21 protein-coding genes are annotated in these 26,718 nt (G+C 67.1%); 13 read left to right on the top strand and 8 right to left on the bottom strand.

Features of this window, described 5'->3' with window-relative positions; all coding sequences use genetic code 11:
* The first annotated feature begins 83 nt into the window (after positions 1 to 83).
* The 8 genes from JAB6_RS06165 to JAB6_RS06130 all read left to right on the top strand — a co-directional run bounded on the left by JAB6_RS06165 (position 84) and on the right by JAB6_RS06130 (position 11,166).
* Complete coding sequence (locus JAB6_RS06165; RefSeq protein ID WP_070301779.1) at positions 84 to 3,104, top strand: calcium-binding protein; 3,021 nt, start codon at positions 84 to 86, stop codon at positions 3,102 to 3,104.
* Between the two features lie 91 nt (positions 3,105 to 3,195).
* Positions 3,196 to 5,382: a type I secretion system permease/ATPase gene (locus tag JAB6_RS06160; protein WP_070301778.1), complete on the top strand. Its 2,187-nt coding sequence runs from the start codon at positions 3,196 to 3,198 to the stop codon at positions 5,380 to 5,382.
* Positions 5,379 to 6,722, top strand: coding sequence for an HlyD family type I secretion periplasmic adaptor subunit (locus JAB6_RS06155; protein WP_070301777.1), 1,344 nt, complete (start codon positions 5,379 to 5,381; stop codon positions 6,720 to 6,722). Before JAB6_RS06160 ends, JAB6_RS06155 begins: the two co-directional genes overlap by 4 nt.
* Positions 6,712 to 8,076, top strand: coding sequence for a TolC family protein (locus JAB6_RS06150; RefSeq protein ID WP_254671499.1), 1,365 nt, complete (start codon positions 6,712 to 6,714; stop codon positions 8,074 to 8,076). Before JAB6_RS06155 ends, JAB6_RS06150 begins: the two co-directional genes overlap by 11 nt.
* 78 nt (positions 8,077 to 8,154) lie before the next feature.
* Complete coding sequence (locus JAB6_RS06145) at positions 8,155 to 8,655, top strand: VOC family protein (protein WP_217494609.1); 501 nt, start codon at positions 8,155 to 8,157, stop codon at positions 8,653 to 8,655.
* Between the two features lie 91 nt (positions 8,656 to 8,746).
* The gene (gene purT, locus JAB6_RS06140; protein ID WP_083292567.1) at positions 8,747 to 9,976 is read left to right on the top strand and encodes a formate-dependent phosphoribosylglycinamide formyltransferase; all 1,230 of its coding nucleotides are present in this window, start codon (positions 8,747 to 8,749) and stop codon (positions 9,974 to 9,976) included.
* The gene (locus JAB6_RS06135; RefSeq protein WP_070301774.1) at positions 9,976 to 10,413 is read left to right on the top strand and encodes a DUF6678 family protein; all 438 of its coding nucleotides are present in this window, start codon (positions 9,976 to 9,978) and stop codon (positions 10,411 to 10,413) included. Before purT ends, JAB6_RS06135 begins: the two co-directional genes overlap by 1 nt.
* 15 nt (positions 10,414 to 10,428) lie before the next feature.
* Positions 10,429 to 11,166 carry a hypothetical protein gene (locus JAB6_RS06130; protein ID WP_070301773.1) on the top strand — a complete coding sequence of 246 codons (738 nt, stop codon included), beginning with the start codon at positions 10,429 to 10,431 and terminating at the stop codon, positions 11,164 to 11,166.
* On the opposite strand, the gene JAB6_RS06125 is transcribed toward JAB6_RS06130, so the two are convergent.
* The 6 genes from JAB6_RS06125 to JAB6_RS06100 are packed head-to-tail and all read right to left on the bottom strand — an operon-like array spanning position 11,153 to position 15,866.
* A complete protein-coding gene (locus JAB6_RS06125; protein WP_070301772.1) occupies positions 11,153 to 11,854 on the bottom strand; it encodes an ABC transporter permease in 702 nt (233 codons plus the stop codon). The genes JAB6_RS06130 and JAB6_RS06125 overlap by 14 nt on opposite strands.
* Positions 11,851 to 13,155, bottom strand: a complete 1,305-nt coding sequence (locus JAB6_RS06120; protein WP_254671498.1) for a glycosyltransferase — start codon at positions 13,153 to 13,155, stop codon at positions 11,851 to 11,853. Before JAB6_RS06120 ends, JAB6_RS06125 begins: the two co-directional genes overlap by 4 nt.
* The gene (locus JAB6_RS06115; protein WP_083292566.1) at positions 13,149 to 14,036 is read right to left on the bottom strand and encodes a hydrolase 1, exosortase A system-associated; all 888 of its coding nucleotides are present in this window, start codon (positions 14,034 to 14,036) and stop codon (positions 13,149 to 13,151) included. Before JAB6_RS06115 ends, JAB6_RS06120 begins: the two co-directional genes overlap by 7 nt.
* Complete coding sequence (locus JAB6_RS06110; protein ID WP_070301770.1) at positions 14,033 to 14,890, bottom strand: hydrolase 2, exosortase A system-associated; 858 nt, start codon at positions 14,888 to 14,890, stop codon at positions 14,033 to 14,035. Before JAB6_RS06110 ends, JAB6_RS06115 begins: the two co-directional genes overlap by 4 nt.
* A complete protein-coding gene (locus JAB6_RS06105) occupies positions 14,887 to 15,132 on the bottom strand; it encodes an acyl carrier protein (RefSeq protein WP_070301769.1) in 246 nt (81 codons plus the stop codon). The genes JAB6_RS06110 and JAB6_RS06105 overlap by 4 nt, the downstream gene beginning before the upstream one ends.
* A complete protein-coding gene (locus JAB6_RS06100; RefSeq protein ID WP_070301768.1) occupies positions 15,111 to 15,866 on the bottom strand; it encodes a GNAT family N-acetyltransferase in 756 nt (251 codons plus the stop codon). The genes JAB6_RS06105 and JAB6_RS06100 overlap by 22 nt, the downstream gene beginning before the upstream one ends.
* 209 nt (positions 15,867 to 16,075) lie before the next feature.
* Between JAB6_RS06100 and JAB6_RS06095 the strand changes: the two genes are divergently transcribed.
* Genes JAB6_RS06095 through JAB6_RS06085 form a run of 3 tightly spaced genes read left to right on the top strand, consistent with a single transcriptional unit; the run spans position 16,076 to position 20,864 of the window.
* Positions 16,076 to 17,668: an acyl-CoA ligase (AMP-forming), exosortase A system-associated gene (locus JAB6_RS06095; RefSeq protein ID WP_070301767.1), complete on the top strand. Its 1,593-nt coding sequence runs from the start codon at positions 16,076 to 16,078 to the stop codon at positions 17,666 to 17,668.
* Positions 17,665 to 18,924: a pyridoxal-dependent decarboxylase, exosortase A system-associated gene (locus tag JAB6_RS06090; protein ID WP_254671495.1), complete on the top strand. Its 1,260-nt coding sequence runs from the start codon at positions 17,665 to 17,667 to the stop codon at positions 18,922 to 18,924. The genes JAB6_RS06095 and JAB6_RS06090 overlap by 4 nt, the downstream gene beginning before the upstream one ends.
* A complete protein-coding gene (locus tag JAB6_RS06085; protein WP_070301766.1) occupies positions 18,921 to 20,864 on the top strand; it encodes an asparagine synthetase B in 1,944 nt (647 codons plus the stop codon). Before JAB6_RS06090 ends, JAB6_RS06085 begins: the two co-directional genes overlap by 4 nt.
* On the opposite strand, the gene JAB6_RS06080 is transcribed toward JAB6_RS06085, so the two are convergent.
* The gene (locus JAB6_RS06080) at positions 20,773 to 21,708 is read right to left on the bottom strand and encodes a polysaccharide deacetylase family protein (RefSeq protein ID WP_070301765.1); all 936 of its coding nucleotides are present in this window, start codon (positions 21,706 to 21,708) and stop codon (positions 20,773 to 20,775) included. The two genes, JAB6_RS06085 and JAB6_RS06080, sit on opposite strands and share 92 nt — an antisense overlap.
* On the bottom strand, positions 21,705 to 22,997 hold the full coding sequence (locus tag JAB6_RS06075; RefSeq protein ID WP_034748439.1) for a putative O-glycosylation ligase, exosortase A system-associated: 1,293 nt from the start codon (positions 22,995 to 22,997) through the stop codon (positions 21,705 to 21,707). Before JAB6_RS06075 ends, JAB6_RS06080 begins: the two co-directional genes overlap by 4 nt.
* A gap of 138 nt (positions 22,998 to 23,135) precedes the next feature.
* On the opposite strand from JAB6_RS06075, the gene JAB6_RS06070 reads away from it, so the two are divergent.
* Positions 23,136 to 25,220, top strand: a complete 2,085-nt coding sequence (locus JAB6_RS06070) for a glycosyltransferase (protein WP_254671493.1) — start codon at positions 23,136 to 23,138, stop codon at positions 25,218 to 25,220.
* A 15-nt stretch (positions 25,221 to 25,235) separates the two neighbouring features.
* Positions 25,236 to 26,717, top strand: coding sequence for a lipopolysaccharide biosynthesis protein (locus tag JAB6_RS06065; protein ID WP_070301763.1), 1,482 nt, complete (start codon positions 25,236 to 25,238; stop codon positions 26,715 to 26,717).
* Position 26,718 lies beyond the last annotated feature (1 nt).

Below are 26,718 nucleotides of genomic sequence, written 5' to 3'. Positions count from 1 at the left end.
GCGGCCGGGACTTTTGCCTTGCATGCCGGCCTGCGCCGGCATATTCAATCTTGGTTTTAAGTTTAACGACAGGAAACTGCAACATGACTGAAAACAATGCATCTGGCTCCAGCGTCTCCGCCATCGACGCTTACCTGAACAGTTCGGCAGCCGCCGCACAGCGCTTCACGGGCACGGCGAACGCGGATATCCTCAGCGGCACCACGGGCGCCGACGTGCTCGAAGGCCTGGCTGGCGACGATACGTATTACGTCAACCACAGCGGCGACGTGATCGTCGAACTGGCCAACGGCGGCAGCGATACCGTCTACACCAGCGTCAATTACACGGTGGCCGACAACATCGAGAACGTGCGCCTGGCCGCAGGCGGCCTGACGGTAACGGGCAGCGCCAATACCAATAACGTCTTTTTCGTTGATGCGGCCGGTGGCAACAGGATCGATGGCGGCGGCACGGGCAACATGGTTAATTACACGGCGTCCAGCACGGGCGTGACGGCGACCTTGTCCGGAGCGAATGGCCCGGTGACGGCGCCGCCCGGCAGCGATGTGCTGCTCAATATCGCCAACATCGCCGGCAGCAAGTTCGATGATGTCCTGACCGGTAACGAGCTCAAAAACGCCCTCGTGGGCGGTTTTGGCAACGATATCCTGCGCGGCGGCAAGGGCGACGATACCCTGGCCGGCATGCAGGGCGACGACACGTATATGTTTGCCCGTGGCGACGGCGCCGACATCATCGTTGAAGGGGAAGAGGCGGCCAGCCATAACGTCGTCTCCTTCCTGGCCGGCGCCAATGCCGACCAGCTGTGGTTCCGCCAGGTGGGCACGGCGCTGGAAGTGAGCACCATCGGCACCGGCGACAAGATCACCATCAACGCCTGGTTTTCCAGTGCGGCGCCGCGCATCCAGGAATTCCGCACGGCCGAAGGTCGCGTGCTGCTGGGCAGCGACGTGCAAAACCTCGTGCAGGCAATGGCGGGCCTGGCGATGCCAGCCGCCGGCCAGCTGACCTTGCCAGCGGCGACGGCCGCCGCCCTGGCGCCGGCGCTGGCGCAGAACTGGCGTACGGAAGGACCGACCCAGCCCGGCAATGGCGTCTTTACCGGCACGGTGAACCCGGACATCATCCTGGGCACGGCGGGCGCCGACGTGATGGCGGGCCTGGCCGGCGACGACACGTATTACGTCAACCACAGCGGCGACGTGGTGGTGGAACAGGCTGGCGGCGGCCGCGATACCGTCTATGCCAGCGCAAACTACACGCTGGCCGCCAACGTCGAAGAGGTGCATGTGAGCGCCGCCGGCCTGACGGTGACGGGCAACGGCAATGACAACGTGTTCCACGTCGATGTCGCCGGCGGCAACGTGCTGCGCGGCACCGGCACGAACAGCACGGCCACCTATGCGGGGTCCAAGGCGGGCGCGACGGCCAGCATCGTTTCCATCAATGAATCCCATGCGGCCCGCCCGGGCAGCGATGTGCTGGTCAATATTTCCAGCGTGACGGGCAGCGGCTATGACGACGTACTGTCCGGCAACGAGCTGGCCAATACCCTGGCTGGCGGCCTTGGCAACGATACCTTGCAAGGCGGCAAAGGCAGCGACGTGCTCACCGGCGGCCTCGGCGACGATACCTATGTCTTTGCGCGCGGCGACGGCGCCGACGTCGTTATCGAATCGTCCGCCGATGCCAATTACGACACCATCGCCTTCCTGGCCGGCGTCAACATCGACCAGCTGTGGTTCCGCCAGGTGGGCGCCGACCTGGAAGTGAGCACCATCGGCACCACGGACAAGATCACCATCCGCGCCTGGAACGCGGCTGTGCCGAACATCGAGGAATTCCGCACGGCCGCCGGCCACGTCATGCGCGGCGCCGACGTGCAGCTGCTGGTGCAGGCGATGGCAAACCTGGCGCCGCCGCCGTTGGGCCAACTGACCCTGCCGGCTGGCACGGCCGCCGCCCTGGCGCCCGTGCTGGCCCAGGCCTGGCACTTCAACGGTCCCACGCAACCGACGGGGCAGACCTTCGTCGGCACGGCGGGCGCCGACGTCATCAATGGGAGCACGGGCACCGACCTGCTGCAAGGCCTCGGTGGCGACGACACGTACTACGTCAACCACAGCGGCGACTTCATCGACGAACGTGGCAATGGCGGCAACGACACCGTGTACACCAAGGTCAACTACACGGTGGCCGACAACGTCGAGTACGTGCGCCTGGCCGCTGCCGGCCTGACGGTGACGGGCAGCGCCTATACCAGCAACGTCTTCCATGTCGGCACCGCCGGCGGCAACGTGCTCGACGGTGGCGGCGCGGCCAATTCGCTGACCTACGCCACTTCCACTACGGGCGTGACGGCCGCCTTCGCGCCCGTTGGCGGCCCGATGACGGCGCGCGCAGGCAGCGACGTGCTGGCCAATTTCAACGCCGTCTTCGGCAGCAAGTTTGATGACGTGCTGACGGGCAATGAACTGAAGAACATCCTGGTGGGCGGCCTCGGCAACGATATCCTGCAAGGCGGCAAGGGCGATGACGCGCTGGCCGGTACGCTGGGCAACGACACCTATGTCTTCGCCCGTGGCGACGGCGCCGACATTATTTCCGAGGCGAACGAGGTGGGCAGCCGCGACGTGGTGTCCTTCCTGGCCGGCGTCAGTGCCGAGCAGCTGTGGTTCCGCCAGGTGGGCACCAACCTCGAAGTGAGCACAATCGGCACCACGGACAAGATCACCGTCAATGGCTGGTATGCGGCAGCGGGGGCGAGCATCGAGGAATTCCGCATGGCCGATGGCCGGGTCTTGCTGGGCAGCCAGGTGCAAAACCTCGTGCAGGCCATGGCGGGCCTGACGCCGCCACCGGCCGGCCAGCTGACCTTGCCTGCAGGCACGGCCACCATCCTGGCGCCGGTGCTGGCGCAGAACTGGCGCGCTGCGCAACAAGCGCTTGCCGCCAGCCAGGGCGGCTTCGGCGGCTGGCAGGCGGATTCCGCGCAGCTGGTGCAAGCGATGGCCGGCTTTGCCGTGCCGGCGGCCGCATCGGCGCCATGGTCAGGCCACGGCAATCCGTCGATGCAGATCCAGCTGGCAGCAGTCCATTAATCAGTTGACATAGCCAGATCCACCCTCACGCAGCCGGGCCGGGGCGACCTGTCACGGCCTGGCTGCGCCATTGAATATCTGATATTGCCCGATGACAGTCCTCTCCCACCGCAACGATACGCCGTCCATAGAAAAAACTGTGCCCGACACGGGCTTGCTGTCGCTGTTGCTGATGGCCAGCCTGCACGGCATCGCCGCCGATGGCGCCCAGCTCAAGCACGCTTTCGGCCAGGCCGTGTTCACGCGGCAAACCGTGCTGCTGGCGGCCCGGCAACTTGGCTTGACGGCCAAACTGGTGCGCCAGGCGCCCGAACGGCTGGCGCAAGTGCCGCTGCCTGCCATCGCCATCGATACGGATGGCCGTTTCTTTATCCTCGGCAAGGTCGAGACGGGCGCTGACGGCGTGAGCAAGGTGCTGGTCCAGCATCCGGGCCAGCCGCCGCAAATCCTCGGCCGGGCAGCCTTCCTTGCCGCCTGGACGGGCGAGCTGATCTTTTTCACCAGCAAGGCCAGCTATGCGGGCGAGACGGCCCGTTTCGACTTCAGCTGGTTCATTCCCGCCGTCGTCAAATACCGCAGGCTGCTGGGCGAAGTGCTGCTGATTTCCTTCGTGCTGCAACTGATCGGCCTGGCCACGCCCCTGTTTTTCCAAGTGGTGATGGACAAGGTGCTGGTCAACCACGCGATGAAAACCCTGCACGTGGTGGCCATCGGCCTCGTGTGTGCCATCGTCTTCGAAGCCGTGCTTGGCCTCATTCGCACCTATGTTTTTGCGCGCACCAGCAGCAAGATCGACGTGGAACTGGGCGCGCGCCTGTTCCGCCACTTGCTGGCTTTGCCGATCGCGTATTTCCAGGCGCGCCGCGTGGGTGATTCCGTGGCGCGCATCCATGAACTGGAAAACATCCGCTCTTTTCTCACCGGCAACGCCATGACCCTGGTGCTCGACCTGCTGTTTTCCTTCATCTTCATTGCCGCCATGCTGTGGTACAGCGCGGCGCTCAGCATCGTCGTGCTGGCCTCGATTCCCGTCTATGCGGCCCTGTCGATGCTGCTCACGCCTGTGTTGCGGGGCCGCCTGAACGACAAATTCAACCGCAGCGCGGAAAACCAGTCCTTCCTGGTCGAAACCATCAGCGGCGTCGATACGCTCAAGGCCATGGCCGTCGAGCCGCGCTGGCAGCAGCAGTGGGAAAAGCAGCTGGCCGGCTATGTCTCGGCAGGGCTGTCGGCAAACAATATCGGCATGCTGGCCAGCGGCGGCGTGACGCTCGTGAGCAAGCTGGTGACGGCGGTCATCATGTGGTGGGGCGCCACCCTCGTCATCGACGGCAAGATGACGGTGGGCGAACTGGTCGCGTTCAATATGCTGGCCGGACAGGTGGCGTCGCCCATCTTGCGCCTGGCGCAGCTGTGGAACGATTTCCAGCAAGTGGGCATCTCGATGAGCCGGCTCGGCGACATCCTCAACGCGCGCGTGGAAGCGGGCAGCCAGAAGGCGCGCCTGCCGCGCATCGCGGGCGCCATCGACTTCCAGCAAGTGGGTTTCCGCTACCGGCCCGATGCGGCCGAGGTGCTGCGCAATGTATCGATTTCCATCGCGCCCGGCGAAGTGATCGGCATCGTCGGGCGTTCCGGCTCGGGAAAGAGCACCTTGACGCGGCTGGCGCAGCGCCTGTATATCCCCGAACGTGGCAAGGTGCTGATCGACGGGCAGGACATCGCCGTCATCGATACGGCTTCGCTGCGGCGCCAAATCGGCGTGGTGCTGCAGGAAAATATTCTGTTCAACCGCTCCGTGCGCGACAACATCGCGCTGAGCGACCCGGCGCTGCCCATTGACGCCATCATCGCCGTGGCGAAACTGGCCGGTGCCCACGATTTCATTTGCGAGTTGCCCGAAGGCTACGACACCATGGTGGGCGAGCACGGCACGGGCTTGTCGGGCGGCCAGCGCCAGCGCATCGCCATCGCCCGCGCCCTGATCGGCAATCCGCGCATCCTGATTTTCGACGAGGCCACGAGCGCGCTCGATTATGAGTCGGAAAAAATCATCCAGGACAATATGCGCGGCATTTGCGCGGGGCGCACCGTGCTGATCATCGCCCACCGCCTGTCGGCCGTGCGCGAAGCGCACCGCATCGTGGTCATGGAGCGGGGGCAGGTGGCCGAACTGGGCACGCACGACGCGCTGCTGGCGCAGCCGGGCGGCATCTACGCTCATCTGTACAGCCTGCAGCAGGGCACGAGCGGGAGCGCAACAGGGGACGCAACATGAGCGCCCGCCACCGCCTGGCCGCGTATGGCGAGCTGTTGCAACGCTACGCCCAGGTGCTGCGGCACAGCTGGCGCCAGCGCGCCGCCTTGAGCGGCCCCGTGCTCAGCGAAGACGAGGCGGCCTTCTTGCCGGCCGCGCTGGCGCTGCAGGAGCGGCCCGTGTCGCCATCGTTGCGCCTGACGGCCAGGGTGCTGATGCTGCTGGTCGGCTGCGTCGTGCTGTGGGCGGTCTTTGGCCAGGTCGACATCATCGTCAACGCGGCCGGCAAGATCATTCCGTCCGGCAACACCAAGACCATCGCCTCGGTCGACGTGGCGGCCGTGCGCGCCCTGCATGTGAAGGAAGGGCAAGCCGTCAAGGCGGGCCAGCTGCTGGTGGAACTCGACAGCCGCGGCCCGGACGCCGAACGCGACAAGGCCACCGGCGACGCCGTGGCGGCCGCGCTGCAGATGGCCCGCTCGCGCGCTTTGATCGCCGCCATCGACAGCTTGACGCTGCCCAGGCTGGCGGCGCCCGATGGCGCCTCCGCAGCCCAGCGCGAGGAAGCGCAGGGCCACCTCGATGGCCAGTACGCGAATTTCCGCGCCCGGCTCGCGCATCTCGATGGCGAGATTGCCCGCTATGCCCAGGCGCTGCCATTGGCGGCCCAGCGCGCAGGCGATTACCAGGCGCTGCTGGCGACGCGCGACGTGGCCGAACACGCGTGGCTGGAAAAGGAACAGGCGCGTATCGACCTGGCCGGCCAGCTGGCGTCGGCCCGCAGCGAGCGCGCGGCCCTGGTGGCGCAGACGCGCAAGGACGCCTACGACGCGCTGACGGAAGGGGCCAGGGTAGCGGCGGCCAGCGGCCAGGATGCGCGCCGCGCAGGCGCCCGCGGCAGCCTGCTGCGCCTGACGGCGCCCGTCGACGGCACGGTGCAGCAACTGAAGCTGCACACGGTGGGCGGCGTCGTGCCGGCCGCGCAGGCGCTGATGCAGATCGTGCCGCGCCAGGGCAAGCTGGAAATCGACGCCGTGCTGGAAAACCGCGACGTCGGCTTCGTGCAGGTCGGGCAGGCGGTGGCCATCAAGGTCGACGCCTTCGATTACACCAAGTATGGCACCGTGCCCGCCGTCGTCAGCAGTGTCTCGCGCGACGCTGTCGAGGATGAAAAGAAGGGCCCCGTGTATGCCGTCAGGATCACGCTGCGGCAGCCGTCCATCGTCATCGACGGCAAGACGGTGCCCTTGACGGCCGGCATGGCCGTGCGCGCGGAAATCCGCACGGGGACGAGGAGGGTGATCGAATACGTGCTCTCGCCGCTGGTACAGCACCAGAAGGAGGCGCTGCATGAACGCTAGACCCCGCGCCATGGCCGCCATCGCGATCGCCGCCAGCTTGCTGCTGGCCAGTGCTGCGGCGCAGGCTGGCGAGTTCGAGGCCGCGCCATGCCCGTCCGCGTACGAGGCGGGCGTGCCCCTGACCTTGCCGGCGGCCGTCGACCTGGCCCTGTGCCACAACGCGCAGGTGCACGGCGCCTGGGCCGGCATACGGCTGCAGGCGGCCGGCGTGGGCGAGGCCAGGGCCGCCTTTCTGCCGACCCTGAATGCAGGCGTGAGCCGGGTGCACGACCGCACGGCCTATCCGGGCGCCAGCACGCCGTCCGGCAGCTTGAACAGCAATACGGGCTCGCTCAATCTGTCCTGGCGTTTGTTCGACTTCGGCGGGCGCGCGGCGGGCCAGCGTTCGGCGCAAGCCTTGCTCGACGCGGCCCTGGCCAACCGCGACGCCGTGCTGCAAAAGACGCTGGCGGCCACCGTCAGCGCGTATTTCGACGCGCAGACGGCGCGGGCCAACGTGCGGATGCGCGAGGAGTACCGGGCGCTGGCGAATGAAACGGTGCTGGCCACGCAGCGCCGCGCGCAGCGGGGGCTCGGTTCGCACAGCGACACCCTGCAGGCGACAAGCGCGCTGGCCAAGGCGGCCCTGGGCGCCAGCCGCGCCGATGGCGAGTTCCAGAAGGCGCGTGCCGTGCTTGTCTATACGCTGGGTTTGCCGGCCGAGGCGGGCGTGGTGCTGGACGACGATGCGGCCGAACCGGCGGCTGGCCTGCGTGAAGATTTGCACACCTGGCTGGCGCTGGCTCAGGCACGGCACCCGGCCATCGTGGCTGCGCAGGCGCAGCTGGCGGCCGCGCGCGAACGGGTGGCCGTGACCGAGTCGGAAGGCCGTCCCAGCATCGACCTGACGGCCAATATCTACCAGAACGGCCGCCCCAACCAGGGCTTGTCCGCCGCGTCCACGCGCGAAACCCTGGTGGGCATCTCATTGAACATTCCCCTGTTCGACGGTTTTGCGCGCCACTACAAGGTGCGCGGCGCGCTGGCGCAGGCCGGGCAAAGGGAAGCCGAGGCGCAGGAGGTGCAACAGCAAACCCTGATGGAACTGGTGAAAACGCATGCGGAGGCGAGTACGGCGCTGGCCAACCTGGCCGCCTCGCAAGCGTGGCTGGACGCGGCGCGCGATGCCCAGGCCAGCGTGCAGCGCAAGTTCGGCCTGGGCGCGGCCGATATCCTGGAAATGCTGAACACCCAGTCGGCGCTGCTCGAGGCGCAGCAGGAACGCATCCGTTGCCAGGCGGAATGGCGTTCGGCCCGGCTGCGTCTGCTGGCCAGCGCCGGCGTGCTGGGACGGGAGGCCATTGCAGGTCGCTAACAGGCGCATTCCGCGCGCCATGCCGGCGCAATTATGACTATATTAGCGTAGCTAATCCACACACCGGACTAGGGAGACATCATGCACAGCATACAAAAGATTACCCCGTGTTTATGGTTCAACGGCCACGCCGAGGCGGCGGCCCTGTTTTATACGGGGATATTCCCCAATTCGAAGATCGGCCAGATCCTGCGCTATGGCGAGGAGGGCAAGGAAATCCACGGCCAGGAGCCAGGCAGCGTGCTGACTGTCGCGTTTGAACTCGATGGCCAGACGTTCACGGGATTGAATGGCGGACCCCTGTTCCAGTTTTCCGAGGCCATCTCATTCCAGGTCAATTGCGAAACCCAGGACGAGGTCGACCACTACTGGACCCAGCTGTCCGAAGGCGGTCCCCTGGAAGCGCAGCAGTGCGGCTGGCTCAAGGACCAGTTCGGCGTGTCCTGGCAAATCGTGCCCACCATCATGGTCAAGCTGCTGGGCGATCCCGACCCGATCAAGGCCCAGCGCGTGATGAAAGCCATGATGGGCATGAAAAAGATCGACATCGACGAGATCAAGCGGGCGTACGCGGGCTAGCCTGGTCCGTCAGGCAGCGGTGCGCCCTGTCCAAGATGGCCGGCATTTGCTATAGTCCCAGCCATCTTTCCATCCGCCTACAGACCCTGCCATGACCACTAGCACCAGCAGCACCATCGCGCCCCGTACCTTCGGCACGCCCCTGTCTTCCACCGCCATCAAAGTCATGCTGCTGGGCTCGGGTGAACTGGGCAAGGAAGTGATCATGTCGCTGCAGCGCCTGGGCGTGGAAGTGATCGCCGTCGACCGCTACCCGAACGCGCCGGGCCACCCGGTGGCGCACCGTTCGCACGTGATCGACATGAGCGACGGCGTGGCCCTGGCCGCCCTGATCGAACTGGAAAAGCCCGATTTGATCGTGCCCGAAATCGAAGCCATCGCCACCGATACGCTGGCGGCGCTGGAAGCGGCCGGACAAATCACGTGCATCCCGAACGCGCGCGCGGCCGTGCTGACGATGAACCGCGAAGGCATCCGCACCCTGGCGGCCGAAACCCTGGGCGTGGCCACGTCGCCATACCGCTTCGCCAGCAGCCTGCGGGAGTTGCAGCTTGCCTGCCAGGAGATCGGCTTTCCGTGCGTCGTGAAACCCGTGATGTCGTCGTCGGGAAAAGGCCAGTCCAAACTCGATGGCGCCGCGGACGTGGACGCGGCGTGGGCGTATGCGGCCAGCGGCAGCCGTGTCGATACGGGCCGGGTCATCGTCGAGGGTTTCATCGACTTCGACTACGAAATCACCTTGCTGACGGTGCGCGCCGTCGGCGCTTCGGGACAGATCGAGACGCAGTTTTGCGAGCCGATCGGCCATTTGCAGGTGCATGGCGACTACGTGGAATCGTGGCAGCCGGCCCGCATGGCGCCGCTGGCCCTCGAGCGTTCGCGCGACATCGCCCGCAAGGTGACGGACAATCTGGGCGGCCTGGGCCTGTTCGGCGTGGAGCTGTTCGTCAAGGACGACATGGTGTGGTTCTCGGAAGTGAGCCCCCGTCCGCACGACACGGGCATGGTCACCATGGCCAGCCAGGTGCAGAGCGAATTCGAGCTGCACGCGAAAGCCATCCTCGGCTTGCCCGTCAACGTGGCGCTGCGTTCGCCCGGCGCTTCGGCCGTCATCTACGGCCAGCTGGAAGCGAAAGGCATCGCCTTCGAAGGCGTGGCCGACGCCCTGAGCGTGCCGGGCGCCGACTTGCGCCTGTTCGGCAAGCCGGAATCGTTCGCCCGCCGCCGCATGGGCGTGGCGCTGGCCACGGCCGGCGATATCGACACTGCCCGCGCGCGCGCCGTGCTGGCCGCATCGAAAGTCAAGCCGGTGGTCCGCTGATGGCAGAGGCCAGCCTGCCGCAGGCCGACGCCGGCGGCGACGACATCAAGCGCAAGCTGCGCGGCCATATCGCGCGGCGCAACCTGGCCGGCGCCGCCAACGATTGCAAGTGGAACGAGCTGCTGGCCTTCATGCGAGGACGCACCGACTGGGCGCCGTCGTACCGTTACGGCTCCGTCACCGGCTATGTGTCGCGCTGGGATACGGAATGGGATTACCACCCGCCGTTCCCGTTCATGGGCGTGGAATGGTTCGATATCAGCCTGTACTCGGAAGAACACGTGGCCATGCTGCTGCCCAAGAAAATCATCGACCACGGCGTGTGGATCGTGCCGGAGCTCGAGCGCATCGGCTTCGATTTCGAGGTGCGGGACAGGGTGGCGCGCATTTGGGGCTATTTGCCCCGCAATTATCACGACTTCCCAACCGCCGACTAATTCAAAGACTCTCTCATGCCTGAAAACCTTATTCCCCAGGTGCCGCAACCGGACGACGCCGTCGTCGGCAAGGAAGCGGGCGCGCAGATGCTGGCCACGGCTTGCGCCGCGCGCGACGCCTTCTATGCTACTTTGGGCGCTGTCGACGCCGATGTGCTGGCGCCGCTGGTCAACCCCGCTTTCATGGGCGGTCCGCGCTGGCCATCGTTGCGCCAGGCCTGGCGGGTGATCCGCCGCAATGACTCCATCCTCATCGCCAGCGATGGCTTGAGCGACCCGTTCGAGGATGACGACGACGTGTTTGTGCCGCGCGGCCACCTGCTGGAAGTGTGCATCGAGGCGCCACTGTCCGCTTTCAACGGCGGTCCGGTGCAGGCATCGTGGCTGTTCGATCTGGTCTACCAGGTCAGCCAGAACGTGGCCGACCATGGTTCCATCGATTTGCTGGTGCAGCGCCACGGCAGCGTGTCGATGGCGCTGGACTTGCAAGATGCGCCCAAGGGTCTCGAAGACGAGAATGAACAGGTGGGCGTGCTGCTGGCCCAAGGCGCGGGCACCATTCCCCCTTCGTTCGACACGCCATATGGCGAGGTGATGCTGCTGACGCTCACCGCGCTGCAGCCGGCCGAACTGGCGTACATCAGCGAGGCCGAAGACAAGGCCCAAGCGCGGCGCGACCTGGCCGCCGCGCTGGCCGCGTCGCCGGCCGGGCATTGGAGTGTGGCCCAGCGGCCGGCCGTCATTCCCCGCTAGGTTCTTCGACCGGCGGCATTGCCGGTTCTTCCGCTTTCGGCGCTTCCTTCGCCTCCACGACGACGGCCGCCGGCGGCGGCTCGCGCCATTTGCCCGCCGCTTTCAGCTTGTTCTTCAGCCCCGGCAAGGGAAAGCCCAGCGCATAGGCTTTTTGCGCGTGCGCGCTGGCCTTCTCGTATTCCTTCTTCTTTGCATACATCAGGCCCAGGTTGTACTGGATGGTGGCCTGATCCGGCGCCAGGCGGCTGGCTGCGTCCAGCTGTTCCAGCGCCATCGCATCCTGGCCCGTGGACAGCAAATAGCTGCCATACACCATGCGCGCCGTCACGTCGTGCGGCGCGAAGGCGATCGCCCGTTCGAAGTAGCAGCTGACCGTGTAGCGGGCGCCTACCGGCTGCGCGCTTTTCAGGCGCAATCCCAGCTTGGCCATCGACGCCAGCGCCCGGTGGTGGTTCGGGAAATGTTCAAGCGTGTAGCTGATGTCGGCGCCCAGGCTGCCCGTCATGCCTTGCGTGAGCGTTTCCACGGCGCGTGAAAAATGGAATTTCTCGACCACGGACAGACCGTCGCGGTCTTCCGCGCTCGTGTAGTCGCCGCCCGGCGTGCGCTTGACGTAGGGCGGACACTCGGCGGCAGTAGCGCTGGCGCAGCAGGCGGCGAGGGTGCAGGCTAACAAGCAATGCTTCATGTCGGACTCCTGTGGCTGACCTGGTCGAGCAAATCGGCCAGGGCGTTGCTGCGGGCTTGCCGCGATTGCAGGGCGATGGCCGTGGGGCTGGCCAGCGGGGCGCGGCCCTGGCGCGCCAGTTCCAAAAAGCGCAGCAGCGCGCGTGCGCAATCGCCGCTCGACGCCAGCTGGCCGATGGTATCGATGCCACAGTGGCGCAGCTTGGCCGCGCTGTCGCCGGCCAGGTCGGTCAGCGCGAGGATGGGGCGGCGGCAGCGCAGGTATTCATACAGCTTCGCGGGAATCTGTCCGTTGCAGTTGGCCGCCTGCAGCAGCAGCAAGCCGTCGGCGGCCAGCATTTCGCGCAGCGCATCCTCGTGCGCCTGCAACGGTTCCAGGCTCACCAGATCCAGGATGCCGTATTTCGCCAGCAGGTCCGCCAGCCACGCATCGTGGCCCGTGGCGCGCAGCACCAGCTGGAAATTGCGGGCGTGCAGCACGCCGTCGTGGCGCAGGCGGGCCAGGGCTTCGAACAGCGGCTGGGGATCGCGCTCGGATGGGTAGATCACGCCGCTGTGCAGCAGAAGAAAGCGGCTGCGGTGGCCGCGCGGCCCGGCCAGCGGCGCGGCGTCCTCGTCATCGTCGTGGCCATTTTCGATCAGGCAGAAGCGCTCGCGCCCCACTTGCGCCAGGCGCCGCTGGTGCGCCGCGATGGCGCCCGGCGTGGTGCAGACGATGGCCGCGCTGCGCGCCGCGATGCGCTGTTCGATCCACGCATGCATGCGGTGCAGGCGCGGCTCGGGCGGATACGGCGCCAGCGGGTCGCTGTCGTCGAGCATGGGGTCGCGCTGGTCGGCGATCCACGGCAGGCCGCTGAGTTTTTGCAGGGTCATCGCGATCAGGTGCGCCGTGGCGATCGGGTACGTCGACCAGATGGCGTCGGGGCGGTATTCGCGGATCATGCGCAGGCCGGCCGGCACGGCGCTCAGCCACCAGGAGCTCCAGCGGTCGGGCAGCGCCAAGCAGCGCGGATAGCGTCCGGCGATGGACAAATGGCGCGCCGCGTCCAGCGCCAGGGTGCGCCGCACGGTCGCTTGCGCGCCGATCTGCGCCAGTTGCGTATTGCCCCGCTGCGCATACGCGAGCGGCGAGGGGCTGAGCACGAGCGGCTGCCAGCCGCAGTCGGGCAAATGGCGCGCAAAGCCCAAGGTGCGCAGGATGCCGCTGCCGCCGGCAAACGGCGGAAAATGGTAGGCGACCATCAGCACCCGTTTTGGCCGGGCCGCGTTCGGTCGGGCCGCGTTCGGCGAGGTCATTACCATGACCGCAGCCACCGTGCGCACAGCTGTTCGACTTCGCCGCGCCAGGCGGCGCTGGCGAACGTGTGGTTGGCGCCGGCGACCTGCGCCTGCGTCCATTGCGCGCGGGCGGCCACGGCGCGCCAGGCGGTGTCGCCATCAAGCAGGGCTTGCCACTCGCGCGCACCGAGGTCGTCGCCGCTGAGGACCAGCAGCACCTTGCCCTGGAATTGCGCCAGGGCCCGCAGCAGGGCCGGCGCGGGCGCATCGTCTTCCCGCGTTGGCCCTTCTTGCGTGGCGGCCGCCACCTGCCGCAGCGAGGCCAGGCTGGCGCCCAGCTGCAGTCCGCCGCTGGCCAGCTTGCGCCAGAAACTGCCTTGCAGCAGGCGTGGCAGATAATAGTGGCGCAAGGTGGCGCGCGCCAGGCCGGCGCTGCTGCGCACCCACGGGTTGAGCAGGATCAGGGCCTTGACGCGCGTGTCGCGCGGCGCATGGCAGGCCGCTGCCGTGGCGCCGTCGCACAAGCCCCACAGCGCCACTTCGCGCAAGGCCGGCACGGCGTCGAAGAATTGCGCCAGCGCGCCGGCGATGTCGGGACCGGCCGCGCGGTAATCGCGCGCGCTACCCTCGCTGTCGCCCATGCCGCGCAAGTCGAAACGCAGCACGGGCCAGCCTTGCGCGGCCAGGGCGCGGGCCAGCAAGACGAACTGGCGGTGGCTGCCGACCCGGTACTGCGGCCCGCCCGTGACGATCAACACGCCGCGTGGACCCGGTGCGTCGGGCAGGCTGAGGATGCCGGCCATGCGCGCCTGCGACTCGCCGTCGTCAGCGGCACTGCGAAAGCGCAGGGCCAGTTCGCGTACGGCGTGCGCCGCGAGGTGCTGCTGGCTGCTGTCGCGTTTCATGGCGGCGTCCTTTCCTCGCCAAGCCAGTCGCGGCACAGCGCGCGCGTCGCGTCCAGCAGTTGCGGACAAGCGAGCAGCTCGCCGCTGTGCCAGAACGGGCCATCGCCGAAGCTGGCCACGTGGACGGCGGCGCCCTGGTCCCGCCATTGCCGTGCCAGCGGCGGCAAGGGCGCGGCTGCCTGGTCCGGTCCCCGGTAATCGAGCCAATAGACTGGAACGGCAGGCTGCAGCGCGGACGCGCTGACGTCATCGATGGCGTGCGCCAGCGCGGGCGCCAGCAGGTAGCCGGCCACTTCCACAGCTTCGCTCTCTGCCAGTACTGCGCGCGCATGGCCGGGCGCTTCCTGCCCGCCGCCGGCCAGCATGCCGGCCGCCAGGCGCAGGCGCAGGAAACGGTCGATGACGCGCCGTCCATCGAGTTCCGGTTGCCACAGCAGCAACCGCGCCAGGGGCAGCGGCGGGTTGCTGGCGAAATCGAGGGCCAGCAGGGCGCCCAGGCGCAAGCCCCACACGGTCAGCGGACCGTCGACCCGCTGCGCCAGCCACGCGCAAGCCAGGTGCAGGTCGTTGTGCCAGATGTCCCAGCGCGCCTCGCCAAAGTCGCCGCTGCTGTCGCCGCAGCCGAACAGGTCGATCTGCAGCACGCTGTAGCCGGCTGCGGCAAAGGCGCGCGCCTGCGCGGCCGCCACGTGGCGGCTTTTATTCAGTTCTTCCGCGAACGGATGCACGTAGAGGATGCCGCCGCGCGCGGCCTGGCCCGGCGGCGGCAGGTGCAGCAAACAATAGCGCTGGCCGCCGCTGGCGGGCAGGAAGAAGGGCAGCAGCGGCAGCGCGTCGGTGAGGGCGCGGTTCATGGTCGCAGCTTTGCAAACACGAAATCGTGCAGGGTGCCCACGGTGGCGAAGTGGCGTGCGTGGATGTCGTCGTCGGCGACCATGATGCCGAAATGGTCTTCCAGCGCGGCGATCACGCCGATCACGGCCATCGAGTCGAGTTCCGGCACGCTGCCCAGGAGCGGCGTGTGGGCTTCCAGCACGCGCCCGTTCAAGCCCAGGGTGGTGTCGAGGATATGCTTTACTGCTTCAAGATGCGGCATGTCAGCTCCAGGGAAGGGTAGTGCGGCAGGCGGCTGGTATCGAAGGCCAGGCAGGGGATGTCGTCGGCACGGCGCGACAGGTGTACATGCGGCGGCAGGCTGGCGGCCATCCACTGCCAGCGCCCGCAGCGGATAAAGGTGGCCGTGCCCAGCGCGTGCGTGCCCAGGCGCGCGTGGGCGCCCAGCGAGGCGCGGTTGAAACGCGAGATGCGGCTGCACGACCAGCGCACGCCCTGCGCGTACATCACGGCGTTGGCTTCTTCCCACAGCCGGGCGAAGACGAGGCCGCCGCGCTGTTCGGGCTGCACCCACACGTCGAGGTCCCACGACGACTGGTTTGAGGCCAGCGCATAGCGGGCGCGCACCTCGTCTTCCTGGCAGCCGTGGCGCAGCAGCCAGATCCAGCCGACCATGCCGGACTTGTCGCGCGCCACCAGGCATTGCGCGCCCTGGCGGTAGCGTTCGCGCAGCGCGCCAGGCCGGCGCTCGGGCCCGGGCGGCAAGTCCGCTTCCGCCAGGCAGGGCGTGACGGTGATCGACTTGCCGCGCCCGCGGCACAGCGAACCGGGCGCCACGGCCTGCGCCACGAACTGGTAGCGGTACAGTGCGCAGCGCCCGCCCGGCACTGTTGCCAGCAGCCGGGCCACGGCCAGCCAGGCGCTGTCGCGCCAGCCCAGCTGGGCGACGCTGGCGGCCAGCCGTTGCAGCAAGGGAAATTGCGGGGACAGGGCCATGGTAGTAACGGACGGGGCGGCTATGCAGCCAACGCTGTCCATTAGAGCGCAGCGGCCAGTGGCCGATGTTGCGCGGCCTCAAGCATTGCGCCAGATAGGCCACCGTCCGTGGGGAGAGGTGCTTGCTTGATAAAAATCAACACTGCCGCGCCCGTTTGTCCCAATCATAGGGGGATGCATGGCAATCATGGCAACCCTGGGGCGACACGATGGCAACACTGATACACGATCTGATCTTTGAAACGGCGCAGCGCGCGCCCCACGCGCCGGCCCTGTCGTGGCAGGGCGAGGAGCTCAGCTATGGCGCGCTGGCGCAGTCCGTGCGCGAGGCGGCAGCTACCCTGCTGACCCTGGGCTTGCAAGGTGGCGCGCGCGTGGCCGTGTACCTGGAGAAACGCCCGGAAAACGTCAGCGCCATGTTCGGCGCGGCGGCCGCCGGCGGCGTGTTCGTGCCCGTCAATCCGCTGCTCAAGCCGGACCAGGTGGCGTATATCCTGGCCGACTGCAACGTAGCCATCCTCGTTACCTCGCGCGAACGCCTGGCGCAGCTGGGCCCCGCGCTGGCCGCCTGCCCGGACTTGCGGACGGTGCTGCTGACGGGCGAAGGGGAGGCGGAGTCCAGCCTGGGCAAGGTGCGCGTGCTGCCGTGGAGCGCTGCTCTCGCCTTTGGTGTGCCGCAGCCGCATGCGGCAATCGACATGGACATGGCCGCCATTTTATATACCTCGGGCAGCACGGGAAGGCCAAAAGGCGTGGTGCTGTCGCACCGCAACATGCTGGCGGGCGCGCTCAGCGTGTCGGGCTATCTGCGCAACACGCCGCAAGACCGTATTTTATGCGTCCTGCCGCTCAGTTTTGATTACGGCCTGAGCCAGCTGACGACGGCGTTTGCCAGCGGCGCCTGCGCCGTCCTGATGAATTATCTGCTGCTGCGCGATATCGTCGAAACCGTCGAGCAGGAAGCCATCACGGGCCTGGCCGCCGTGCCGCCGCTGTGGGTGCAGCTGTCCCAGCTGAGCTGGCCCTTGTCCACGCCCTTGCGCTACATCACCAATTCGGGCGGCGTGATGCAGCGTTCCACGCTCGATCGGCTGCGCCTGTCGCTGCCGCGCGTGCAGGTCTACCTGATGTATGGCTTGACGGAAGCGTTCCGCTCGACCTATTTGGCGCCGGAACAGCTGGAGCGGCGCCCCGATTCCATCGGGCAAGCGATCCCGAACGCGGAAGTGCTGGTGCTGCGTCCCGACGGCAGCGTGTGCGACGCCGACGAGCCGGGCGAACTCGTGCACCGTGGCGCGCTGGTGGCGCTCGGCTACTGGAACGACGCGGCGCGCACGGCCGAACGCTTCAAACCGCTGCCGCCGCAGGCAAGCGGCCTGGTGCTGCCGGAACTGGCCGTCTGGTCGGGCGACACGGTGCGCCGCGATGCGGATGGCTATCTGTATTTCGTCGGGCGCAGCGACGATATGATCAAGACGTCGGGCTACCGGGTCAGCCCGGCCGAGATCGAGGAAGTCGCGTATGCGAGCGGACTGGTGGGCGAGGCCGCCGCGCTGGGCCTGCCCCATGCCGTGCTGGGCCAGGCCATCGCCTTGCTCGTCACGCCCGCGCCCGGTGTGGAATTGCAGCGCGACAGCGTGCTGGCCGCCTGCCGCGCGCGCTTGCCCAGCTATATGGTGCCGCTGTGGGTGGAGATCCGCGACGGCGTGCTGCCGCGCAATCCGAACGGCAAGATCGACCGCCCCTTGCTGGCCCGGGAACTGGCGCGTGCGTATGCGGTCCAAACAGGAGACGCGGCATGAAGGACTTGATCCGCTCGAACAGTACGGAATTGCCCTTGCACTCGGCCCTGGGCCAGCAGTTTGCTGAGGACGGCGACATGCTGCAGGTCGGCGGTATTTCTTTGCGCCGGCTGGCGCAGAGGGTGGGCGGCACGCCGTTCTATGCCTATGACCGCGCGCATATCACGCGCCGCGTGGCGCAATTGCGCGCCGCCTTGCCCACTGGCGTGCATGTCCATTATGCGATGAAGGCCAACCCCATGTCGGCCGTGGTGCAATGGCTGGCGGGCCTGGTCGACGGCATCGACGTGGCCTCGGGCGGCGAACTGGCCACGGCGCTCGATACACCGATGGCGCCGGAGCGCATCAGTTTTGCGGGACCGGGCAAGAGCGATGGCGAACTGGCGCGGGCCGTGGCCGCTGGCGTATTGATCAACGTGGAGTCGGGCGCCCAGCTGGAAAGGGTGGCGCTGGCCAGCGAACGGCTGGGCATGACGGCCAGGGTGGCCGTACGCGTGAATCCCGATTTCGCCTTGCGCCGCACGGGCATGCGCATGGGCGGCGGCGCGCAGCCGTTTGGCGTCGATGCGGCCCTCGTGCCGGCGCTGCTGGGCCGCATCGGCCAGTTGGGGCTGGATTTTCACGGCTTTCACCTGTATGCGGGTTCGCAAAGCCTGTCGGCGACGGCCCTGGCTGAAGCGCAGGCCCTGAGCGTGCAACTGGCCCTGCAACTGGCCGACAGCGCGCCGTCGCCCTTGCGCACCCTGAATATCGGCGGCGGCTTCGGCGTGCCGTATTTTCCCGGCGACCAGGCGCTGGACCTGGCGCCCATGGCGGACGGCTTGCAGCGGCAGCTTGATCTGCTGGCCCAGGCGGCGCCCGGCGTGCGCCTGAATCTGGAGCTGGGCCGCTATCTGGTGGCCGAGGCGGGCGTGTATGTATGCAAAGTGATCGAACGCAAGGTGTCGCATGGACAAGTATTTCTCGTCACGGATGGCGGCTTGCACCACCACCTGGCGGCCTCGGGCAATTTTGGCCAGCTGATCCGCAAGAATTATCCGGTCGCCATCGGCAACCGGCTGCATGGCGGGGCGCGCGAAGTGGCGTCCGTCGTGGGACCGTTGTGCACGCCGCTGGACTTGCTTGCCGATCAGATGGAGATGGCGCGCGCCGAGGAGGGCGACCTGGTGGTCGTGTTCCAGTCGGGCGCGTATGGCTTGACGGCCAGCCCGACGGCGTTTCTCGGCCATCCGCTGCCGGCCGAGGTACTCGTATGAGCGGCCTGTGCGGCTGGCTGGCGGCGCCTGGCGGCGTGGGTGCCGCCGGCATGGCGTCCGATGGCGCAGCGTCGAGTGCGCTGGCAAGCATGGCCGCGCCCCTGTCGCGTTTCGATAGGCCCCCCCTGACTGCCTGCGTGAGCGAAGTGGGCGGCGTGGCCGTGGCCGCCATCGACGGCAGCCGCCATGTGTATCAGCAGGATGGCTTGCAGGTCGCCATCTGGGGCCGGCCCATGCTTGACGGTTCGGCCGACGACGTGGCAAGCCGCCTCGCGTCCCTGTGGCTGAGCCGGGGCGTGGCGGCCTGCGCCAGCCTGTCCGGGCCATTTGCTGTGGCTATCCTCGACTCTTTTTCCGGCTCGGCCCTGCTGGCAGTGGACCGCGCCGGAATCCACCCCCTCAGTTATGCGAGCAACGCGCAAGGCCTGTTCTTTGCTTCCTCGCATGACGCCTTGCTGGCCCATCCGTCCGTGCGGGGCGCGCTCGATCCGCAAGCGCTGTATCACTACCTGTTCTTCCACATGGTGCCCGGCCCGGCCACGGCTTACCTGGGCCAGCAGCGCTTGCTGCCCGGCGAATACCTGCATGTGCGCGGCGGCAAGCAATGCAAGGGCAGTTACTGGCAGCTGGCTTTCCAGGAGCCGGGCGCGGCGCGCCCGCGGGCCAGCTTTGCCAGCAACAAGCAGGAATTCCTGCGCCTGCTGCGCCAGTCCGTGGAAAGCAGCCTGGGCGCGGATGGCGCGGACACGGGCGCGTTTCTCAGCGGCGGCACCGACAGTTCCACCGTGGCCGCCATCATGGGGCAGGTGACGGGCCGGCCGGCGCGCACGTATTCCATCGGTTTTGATGCGCCCGGCTATGACGAAATGGCGTATGCGCGCCTGGCCGCCAGCCACGCGGGCAGCATTCACCACGAGCGCTACGTGACGCCAGCCGACGTCCTGGCCGCCATTCCCGCCATGGCGGCCATCTTCGACCAGCCTTTCGGCAACGCCTCGGCCATTCCCGCGTTTTACTGCGCGCAGATGGCGCGCGAGGATGGCGTAACGCGCTTGCTCGGTGGCGATGGCGGCGATGAACTGTTTGGCGGCAATGAGCGCTATGCGCACCAGGCCTTGCTGTCGCAATACGAACGCTTGCCGGCCATGTTGCGCCAGGCCATCATCGAACCGCTGCTGTTCCGCGCACGCACGGGCAAGCCGTGGCGGCTGGGCGACAAGGCGCGCCGCTACATCGAGCTGTCGAGCCTGCCGCTGCCGGCCCGGCTCGACAGCTACAACCTGCTGCTGCGCCATGGCCACCGCACGGTGCTGGAAGCGGGGTTCATCGACACCATCGACCCAGGCATGGCGCCCGGTTGCGTGAATGGTGCGTATTGGGAGCGCCAAGGCCAGGGCTTGAGCCAGATCAATGAACTGCTGGCCCTCGACATGCGTTTTACTTTGGCCGACAATGACCTGTTCAAGGTGCGCAAGGCCTGCGAGCTGGCCGGCGTGGAAGCGGCGTTTCCCTTCCTGCACGATGCGATGGTGGCGTTTGCCGCCCGCCTGGCGCCGCGGGACAAGCTCGACGGCATGCGGCTGCGGCCCTTCTTCAAGCGGGCGCTGGCGGAAATCCTGCCGCCGGCCATCGTGCGCAAGAAAAAGCACGGCTTCGGCCTGCCTTTCGGCCTGTGGCTGCACAGCCATCCGCCGCTGCGCGAGTTTGCATTCGACAACCTCACGCAGCTGCGCGGACGCGGCATCGTGCGGTCCGCCTTCATCGACGATCTGCAAGGGCGCTTGCTGGCGGAACATCCGGCCTATCACGGCACCATGGTGTGGCTGCTGCTGATGCTGGAACAGTGGCTCAGCCAGCATCCAGGCGCGCTGGGTGCGCTTGCCGGCGGTTTTGCCGCATGCGCCACAGAAACGCCAGCCGTCCTCGATCCCACGGCGTAAAGCGGGGCAGCTGCAGCAGGTCGAGCCCCGCGCCGGGGCGCGCCACGCCCCAGTCCGTGGCCACGGCCGCCTTGAAACCGAGGCTTTTGACCATCGCCACGTGCGGCGCGCCATAGTCGCGCCCGGCCTTGCCGTTCGGATATGCAAACAGAGTGACGGGCGCCTGGATCAGACTTTCCAGCTGGCGCTTGCCGTCGGCGATGTTTTGCCGCGCCGCGTGGTCCGGCAAGGTGGACAAAATCGGGTGGCTGTCCGTGTGCGCGCCCACCTCCATGCCGGCCGCATGCAATTGGCGCAGCTGCGCCGTGCTCAGCATGGCGGGCGGACCAGCCAGGACGCCCGCCTGGCGGCGTATCCGCATGGCCAGCTGCTGGCGCCGGGCGAACGGCAGGTATTTGAGCTGCCCCAGCAGGGTGGCGATGGCAGCTTGCCGCTGCGCCAGGCTGGCGACGGGGAACGTCCCCAGCTCGTGTTTGCGCAAGTCCAGCACGGGCCCGGCCGCCTGGCGCACGGCCTCGATCACCGTGTCGTTCCACATTTGCCCGCCGTCCAGGTAGCCCGTGGCGATGAAAAACGTGGCGTGCATGCCATGGCGCCGCAGCAGCGGCAGGGCGACTTGCGCATTGTCCGCATAGCCGTCGTCGAAGGTGATGCAGGCGGCGCGCTGCGGCAGGTTGCCATTCTGCAAACGCTGCACGGCATCGCTGAGCGATAGCGGCGTATAGAAGCGTTTCAGCAGGCGCAGCTGGCGCTCGAACAGCACGGCGTCCACTTCGCCGGGAAACAGCGGGTCAGGCCGCGCCAGCACGCGGTGGTAGATCAGGATGGACAAGGTGGCTGTCATGGCTGCTCCACGATGGCGGCCCGGGGCCTGGCCTGGCGGGAAGTGGGGGTGAGCGTGGGCACCTGCCGCTCGACAATGATGCGCGTGGCGATCAGGGCGGCCATCAGGTAATACGGCATGTCGAAGTACAGCAGGCTGAGGAAGGCGCCGCCCACGGCAAAGCCGATCAGGCTGGCCTGGCTCATGGTGGCCAGGCCGTGCGCCCAGCGCAATTCTGGCTTGCCCCGCGTGCGGCGGATGATGGCGGCGGCCGTGCGCCAGGTGGCGATGCCCAGCGCCAGGTAAATCAGCAAGCCGACAAAGCCGTGTTCGCCCAGCGCCTGGAAATAAATGCTGTGCGCCGCATGCACGTCCATGGGGTTGGGCGCATAGCGGGCAAAGATGGCGGCGTCGGAGACGTCGAAGCCGCCGCCGGGAAAACGGTCGCGCGCCAAATTCCAGGCCATGCGCCAGGCATTCAGGCGGCCCATGGCGGAGACGTCGTCCTGATAGGTGTTGATGGTGTCCATGCGTTCGGCCCAGCGCTCGGGCATGAAGGCCAGCAGCAGCGGCGCGACGGCGCCGAGCAGCGCGCCCAGCACCATCTTGCGGTCGCTTTTCAGCCACATGAACAGGCCCATGGCGGCAATGGCCAGTAGCCCGCCGCGCGAATACGAGCCCAGCGCGGCCAGGGCCGACAACAGCATCGCCGCGGACAAGCCATGGCGCACCCAGCGTTTGTCCGTGTTTTGCTGCAGATAATACATGAGGGGGATGGTGATGATCAGGGCCAGGGCCAGCGCATTGTTATCCCCGATAAACGTTTCCTCCGGCCCCCAGACCCGGTCCGTGCCGCCGCTGCGGATGGTGAAGATGCCGCCTTTCACGCCGTAATAGCCGATTGACCCCACCAGCACCCAGATCAGGCGCACGATGTCGCGCCGTGTGCGTATCACCATCATGATGACAAAGCTCATCAGCATGATCTTCATCACCTTGTTCCACTGCACCCATGACGATTCCGGAATCAGGGCGAACGGGGCCGTGACATTCATCCACATGACGAACAGCAGCAGCAGCACGCTGACGGGCGTGAGCGGCAGGTTTTTCGGCTCGCGCGTCATCACGAGGCTGATCAGGGTGGCGATGGCGATGATGAAGGCGAACGGCATGTGCGTGGCAAAGCCCCAGCCCTGCGTGTGCGGGTTCATCACGCTGACCCAGACCCACATCAGGCCGCCGGTGGCCGGTGTCTTCAGGATGAAGGGCAGCGAGCCCAGGATGATGATGGTAATCAGTATGTCGCGCATGAAGGGAGACGCTCCTGGTTGTGCCCGGGTTGGCAAGGTATTGATGCCTGTCAACGGGCTGGCGGGCAGGCTCAGTACACTGGATCAACACTGCTTGAGTACATAGTTTTGTCATGGTAAGACCAAGGAGGCATGTCCTTGTTGACCGTTCTCATGGCGACCTACAATGGCGCCGGCACCTTGCCCCAGGTATTGCGCGCCTACATGGAGTTGCGAGCCCCCGTGGGCGGCTGGCGCCTGATCATCGCCGACAATGGCAGCACGGACGCCACGGCCCAGGTGATCGCCGCCTTCCGCGGCCGCTTGCCCTTGCGTTCCGTCTACGTGGCGCGGCGCGGCCGCAGTCCCGCCCTGAACGGGGCTGTCGAACACGCCTTGCGTTCAAGCGGCGATGGCGGCGAGCTGTTCGTGTTTGGCGATGACGACGCCATGCCCGCATCGGACTGGCTGTGCCGCTTGCAGGACAGCGCGCGCGCTCACCCCGGCTACGCCCTGTTCGGCGGCGCCATCGTGCCCGCCTGGCGCGAGCAACCGGCGGAATGGCTGCTGCGCCTGACCCCCGTTGGCCTGACGTGGGGCATCACCAGCCCCGATTTGCGCGACGCGCCCATCTATCCGGGCCTGGTCTGGGGCGCCAACATGGCGATACGCCGCCGCATCTTCGAGGCGGGCGCCCGCTATGATGAAAGCATCGGCCCGCAAGGCGCCAACTACGCCATGGGCAGCGAAACCCGGCTCAACCTGGAGATGCATGCGGCCGGCAATCCTTCCTGGTTCTGTCCGCAAGCGAAAGTGGCGCACATCATCCGCGCTCAACAAGTACAGCGCGCCTGGATACTGCGCCGCGCCATGCTGTTCGGCCGCGGCCAATGCCGGCTGGCGACATTCGCACCGAGCGTGGAGTTACTGGGCGTACCGCGCTGGATGCTGGGCAGATACGTGCGCGACTCCCTCGGCGCCGTGCGGGCCTGGCTGCGGCGCGACCACGCCGACCTGTTCCTGCGCCAGTGGGAACGGGCCTGGCTGCGCGGCTTTTTCCATGAAGCGTGGCGCGGACGGCGCAAACGCTTGCCGCGCATCGTCATCAGCAGTTATTCGGGCGAGCTGGGCGGCATGGAACTGCGCATGGCGCAAGAGGCGAAAGTACTGGGCGCGAGCGGCTATGACAGCGTGCTTGCCCTGCGGCGTTTTCCCGGTTTTACTGCCTGGGTGCAAGGTTTGCGCGCGCAGCATCTGCAGGTGCGTGTGTATGAACCGCCCTTGTTTCTCGAACACTGGGCCTGGCGGCGCTGGAACTGGCTGCGCGCCAGGGTCACGGGAGCGTGGCGGCTGCGGCGGCTGAGGCCCGACCTCGTCCACGTGGCGTTTTGCTGGACCAGCTATGGCGCTTCCATCCTGTGGCTGGCGCGGCAATGCCGCTTGCCTGCCGTGATCAGCGTGCACAATGCCTTTCCGCTGGAAGCGTTCAGCGACTGGCAGCGGCCGCGGCTGCAGGAAGCGTTCCGCACCGTCAAAGGCGTGTATGCCGTGTCGCCGTCGGCCATGCGGCATTTCCTCGAGCTGTACCGCGGCATGCTGAACCCGGAAACGCGGCTGGCCGTCATTCCCAATGGCGTCGATACGGATACTTTTATCGTCTCTCCCGAACGCAGGGTGCTGGCGCGGCGGCAACTTGGGGTGCCAGCGGACGCGCTCGTGCTCGGCTGCGTGGCCCGGCTGTCCGCGCAAAAGCGTCCGCAAGCGCTGCTGGCCCTGTTCGCCAGGCTGGCCAAGCAATTTCCCAATCTATATTTAGTGCTGGTAGGCACGGGGCCGCTGGAAGCCATGCTGCGGCTGCAGGCGCAGCAATCGGGCTTGCAGGAGCGCATCGTGTTTGCCGGCTTCCAGCAGCATGTCGAGTTGTTGATGCCTGCCTTCGACCTGCATGTGCTGCTCAGTAAAAACGAGGGCTTCGGCATCGCCACCATCGAGGCCATGGCTTGCGGCGTGCCGGCCGTGGGGACGGACGTGCCGGGCACCCACGATATCCTGCACGATAGCGAAGGCGGGCTGCTGCTGCCGCTCGAGGACGAGCACGCCGCCTGCGCTGCCGTGGCGCAACTGCTGATGGACGCGCCCCGGCGCGCCCGCATGGGACGGCTGGCGCGCGAAGAAACCGTGCAGCGCTATTCGATGCCGCGCCTGGAACGCCAGCTGCGCGCGTTTTACGCCGGCCTCGTGTAGGCGCGGGCGGCCCGCATGAGCGCCACCCGCCACTCGTTTTTCTTCTCGTTCGCCGAAAAATACACGGTGCTTCTGCTGGGCATCGTCGCCACCATGGTGCTGTCGCGTTTGCTGACGCCGGCCGAAGTGGGCGTGTATTCGCTGGGCGCCGTGCTGGTGGCGCTGGCGCAAGTGGTGCGCGACTTTGGCGTGGGGCAATACCTGATCCAGGAAAAACAGCTCGATACCGTGAAATTGCGGGCCGCGCTGGCCACCAGCCTGCTTGTCGCCTGGCTGCTGGCCGGTTTGGTGCTGCTGGCCAGCGCGCCGCTCGCGCATTTCTATGGCGAACCCCGGCTGACCCTCGTGCTGCGCTTGCTGGCCATCAATTTCCTGTTGATACCGTTCAGCGCCTTGACGTTACCGATGCTGCGCCGGCAACTGCGCTTTCGCGCCATCTATGCCATCAACGCGGCCAATAGCGTCGTCAACCTGCTGGTGGCCGTGCTGCTGGCGCTGCAGGGCTACAGTTACATGAGCATGGTGTGGGCGGCGCTGGCCGGTTCCTGCGCGTCGCTGCTGGTGAGCCTGCTGGTGCGGCCCAGGGAGCTGCCGTGGCTGCCGGGACGGCGCGGCATGGGCGATATCGCCCGCTTTGGCGCGTATGCGACGGGGGGAGGACTCGTCGACGAGGCGGGCGTGGCGGCGCCGGACCTGATCATCGGCAAGTTGATCGGCATTGAAAGCCTGGCCCTGTTCGGCAAGGCGCAAAGCGTACTGAATATCTTTAACCAGGCCATCACCAGCGCGATTTCTCCCGTCGTGTTTCCCCTGTTCGCGGCCCGCGCGCGGGAAAGTGGAGGACAAGGGGGGCAGGGCGGGGCGGAGCTCGTGTATTTGCGCACGATCAGCTACATGACGGCGCTGGCATGGCCGTTTTTTCTCTTTCTCTCCTGCATGGCTTTGCCCTTGGTCAAGGTGTTGTATGGCACGCAATGGCTAGGCTGTGTGCCCTTGATACGCATCATGTGCCTGTCCTCCGCCGTGTATAGCATGTTCAGCATGGCTCGCTACCTGTTCGTGGCGACGGGCCAGCTGCATGCGCAGGTGCGGCTCGATGCCTGCGCTGGCGTCATCAAAGTGGCGCTGCTGCTGGCCGCGGCGCCGTTCGGTCTCGTGGCCGTGGCCTGGGCCGTGGTGCTCAGCAATGTGCTGCGCAGCTGGCTGAACTACAACTGCCTGCGGCGCTTGAGCGCACTGGACTGGCGCATCCTGGCGCGGGCAGTGCGCAAGAGTTTGCTGCTCTGCTGTGTCAGCGCCGTTGCGCCCGTCGCTTCGCTGCTGTGGCTGCCAACGGACACCCCGGCGCTGCTGGCGCTGATGGGCACGGCGCTGGCTACCTTGCTGTGCTGGCTGGCCGGTCTGTTCCTGTTGAAACATGAACTCGCTGGCGAGTTTCTGTTGTTGCAACGCAAGCTCGCTGGCCGATGGCTGGCAGTCAAATGCACGAAAGGATGAC

The sequence above is a fragment of the Janthinobacterium sp. HH104 genome (assembly GCF_001758715.1).
Classification (GTDB): domain Bacteria; phylum Pseudomonadota; class Gammaproteobacteria; order Burkholderiales; family Burkholderiaceae_D; genus Janthinobacterium; species Janthinobacterium aestuarii.
Note: the sequence above shows the minus strand (reverse complement) of the source record. Positions and strands in the feature narration are given on the sequence as shown.

Coding starts and splice junctions, on each gene's coding strand:
- JAB6_RS06165 (WP_070301779.1), top strand. CDS start 84: ATGACTGAAAACAATGCATCTGGCTCCAGCGTCTCCGCCATCGACGCT.
- JAB6_RS06160 (WP_070301778.1), top strand. CDS start 3,196: ATGACAGTCCTCTCCCACCGCAACGATACGCCGTCCATAGAAAAAACT.
- JAB6_RS06155 (WP_070301777.1), top strand. CDS start 5,379: ATGAGCGCCCGCCACCGCCTGGCCGCGTATGGCGAGCTGTTGCAACGC.
- JAB6_RS06150 (WP_254671499.1), top strand. CDS start 6,712: ATGAACGCTAGACCCCGCGCCATGGCCGCCATCGCGATCGCCGCCAGC.
- purT (WP_083292567.1), top strand. CDS start 8,747: ATGACCACTAGCACCAGCAGCACCATCGCGCCCCGTACCTTCGGCACG.
- JAB6_RS06135 (WP_070301774.1), top strand. CDS start 9,976: ATGGCAGAGGCCAGCCTGCCGCAGGCCGACGCCGGCGGCGACGACATC.
- JAB6_RS06130 (WP_070301773.1), top strand. CDS start 10,429: ATGCCTGAAAACCTTATTCCCCAGGTGCCGCAACCGGACGACGCCGTC.
- JAB6_RS06125 (WP_070301772.1), bottom strand. CDS start 11,854: ATGAAGCATTGCTTGTTAGCCTGCACCCTCGCCGCCTGCTGCGCCAGC.
- JAB6_RS06120 (WP_254671498.1), bottom strand. CDS start 13,155: ATGGTAATGACCTCGCCGAACGCGGCCCGACCGAACGCGGCCCGGCCA.
- JAB6_RS06115 (WP_083292566.1), bottom strand. CDS start 14,036: ATGAAACGCGACAGCAGCCAGCAGCACCTCGCGGCGCACGCCGTACGC.
- JAB6_RS06110 (WP_070301770.1), bottom strand. CDS start 14,890: ATGAACCGCGCCCTCACCGACGCGCTGCCGCTGCTGCCCTTCTTCCTG.
- JAB6_RS06105 (WP_070301769.1), bottom strand. CDS start 15,132: ATGCCGCATCTTGAAGCAGTAAAGCATATCCTCGACACCACCCTGGGC.
- JAB6_RS06100 (WP_070301768.1), bottom strand. CDS start 15,866: ATGGCCCTGTCCCCGCAATTTCCCTTGCTGCAACGGCTGGCCGCCAGC.
- JAB6_RS06095 (WP_070301767.1), top strand. CDS start 16,076: ATGGCAACACTGATACACGATCTGATCTTTGAAACGGCGCAGCGCGCG.
- JAB6_RS06090 (WP_254671495.1), top strand. CDS start 17,665: ATGAAGGACTTGATCCGCTCGAACAGTACGGAATTGCCCTTGCACTCG.
- JAB6_RS06085 (WP_070301766.1), top strand. CDS start 18,921: ATGAGCGGCCTGTGCGGCTGGCTGGCGGCGCCTGGCGGCGTGGGTGCC.
- JAB6_RS06080 (WP_070301765.1), bottom strand. CDS start 21,708: ATGACAGCCACCTTGTCCATCCTGATCTACCACCGCGTGCTGGCGCGG.
- JAB6_RS06075 (WP_034748439.1), bottom strand. CDS start 22,997: ATGCGCGACATACTGATTACCATCATCATCCTGGGCTCGCTGCCCTTC.
- JAB6_RS06065 (WP_070301763.1), top strand. CDS start 25,236: ATGAGCGCCACCCGCCACTCGTTTTTCTTCTCGTTCGCCGAAAAATAC.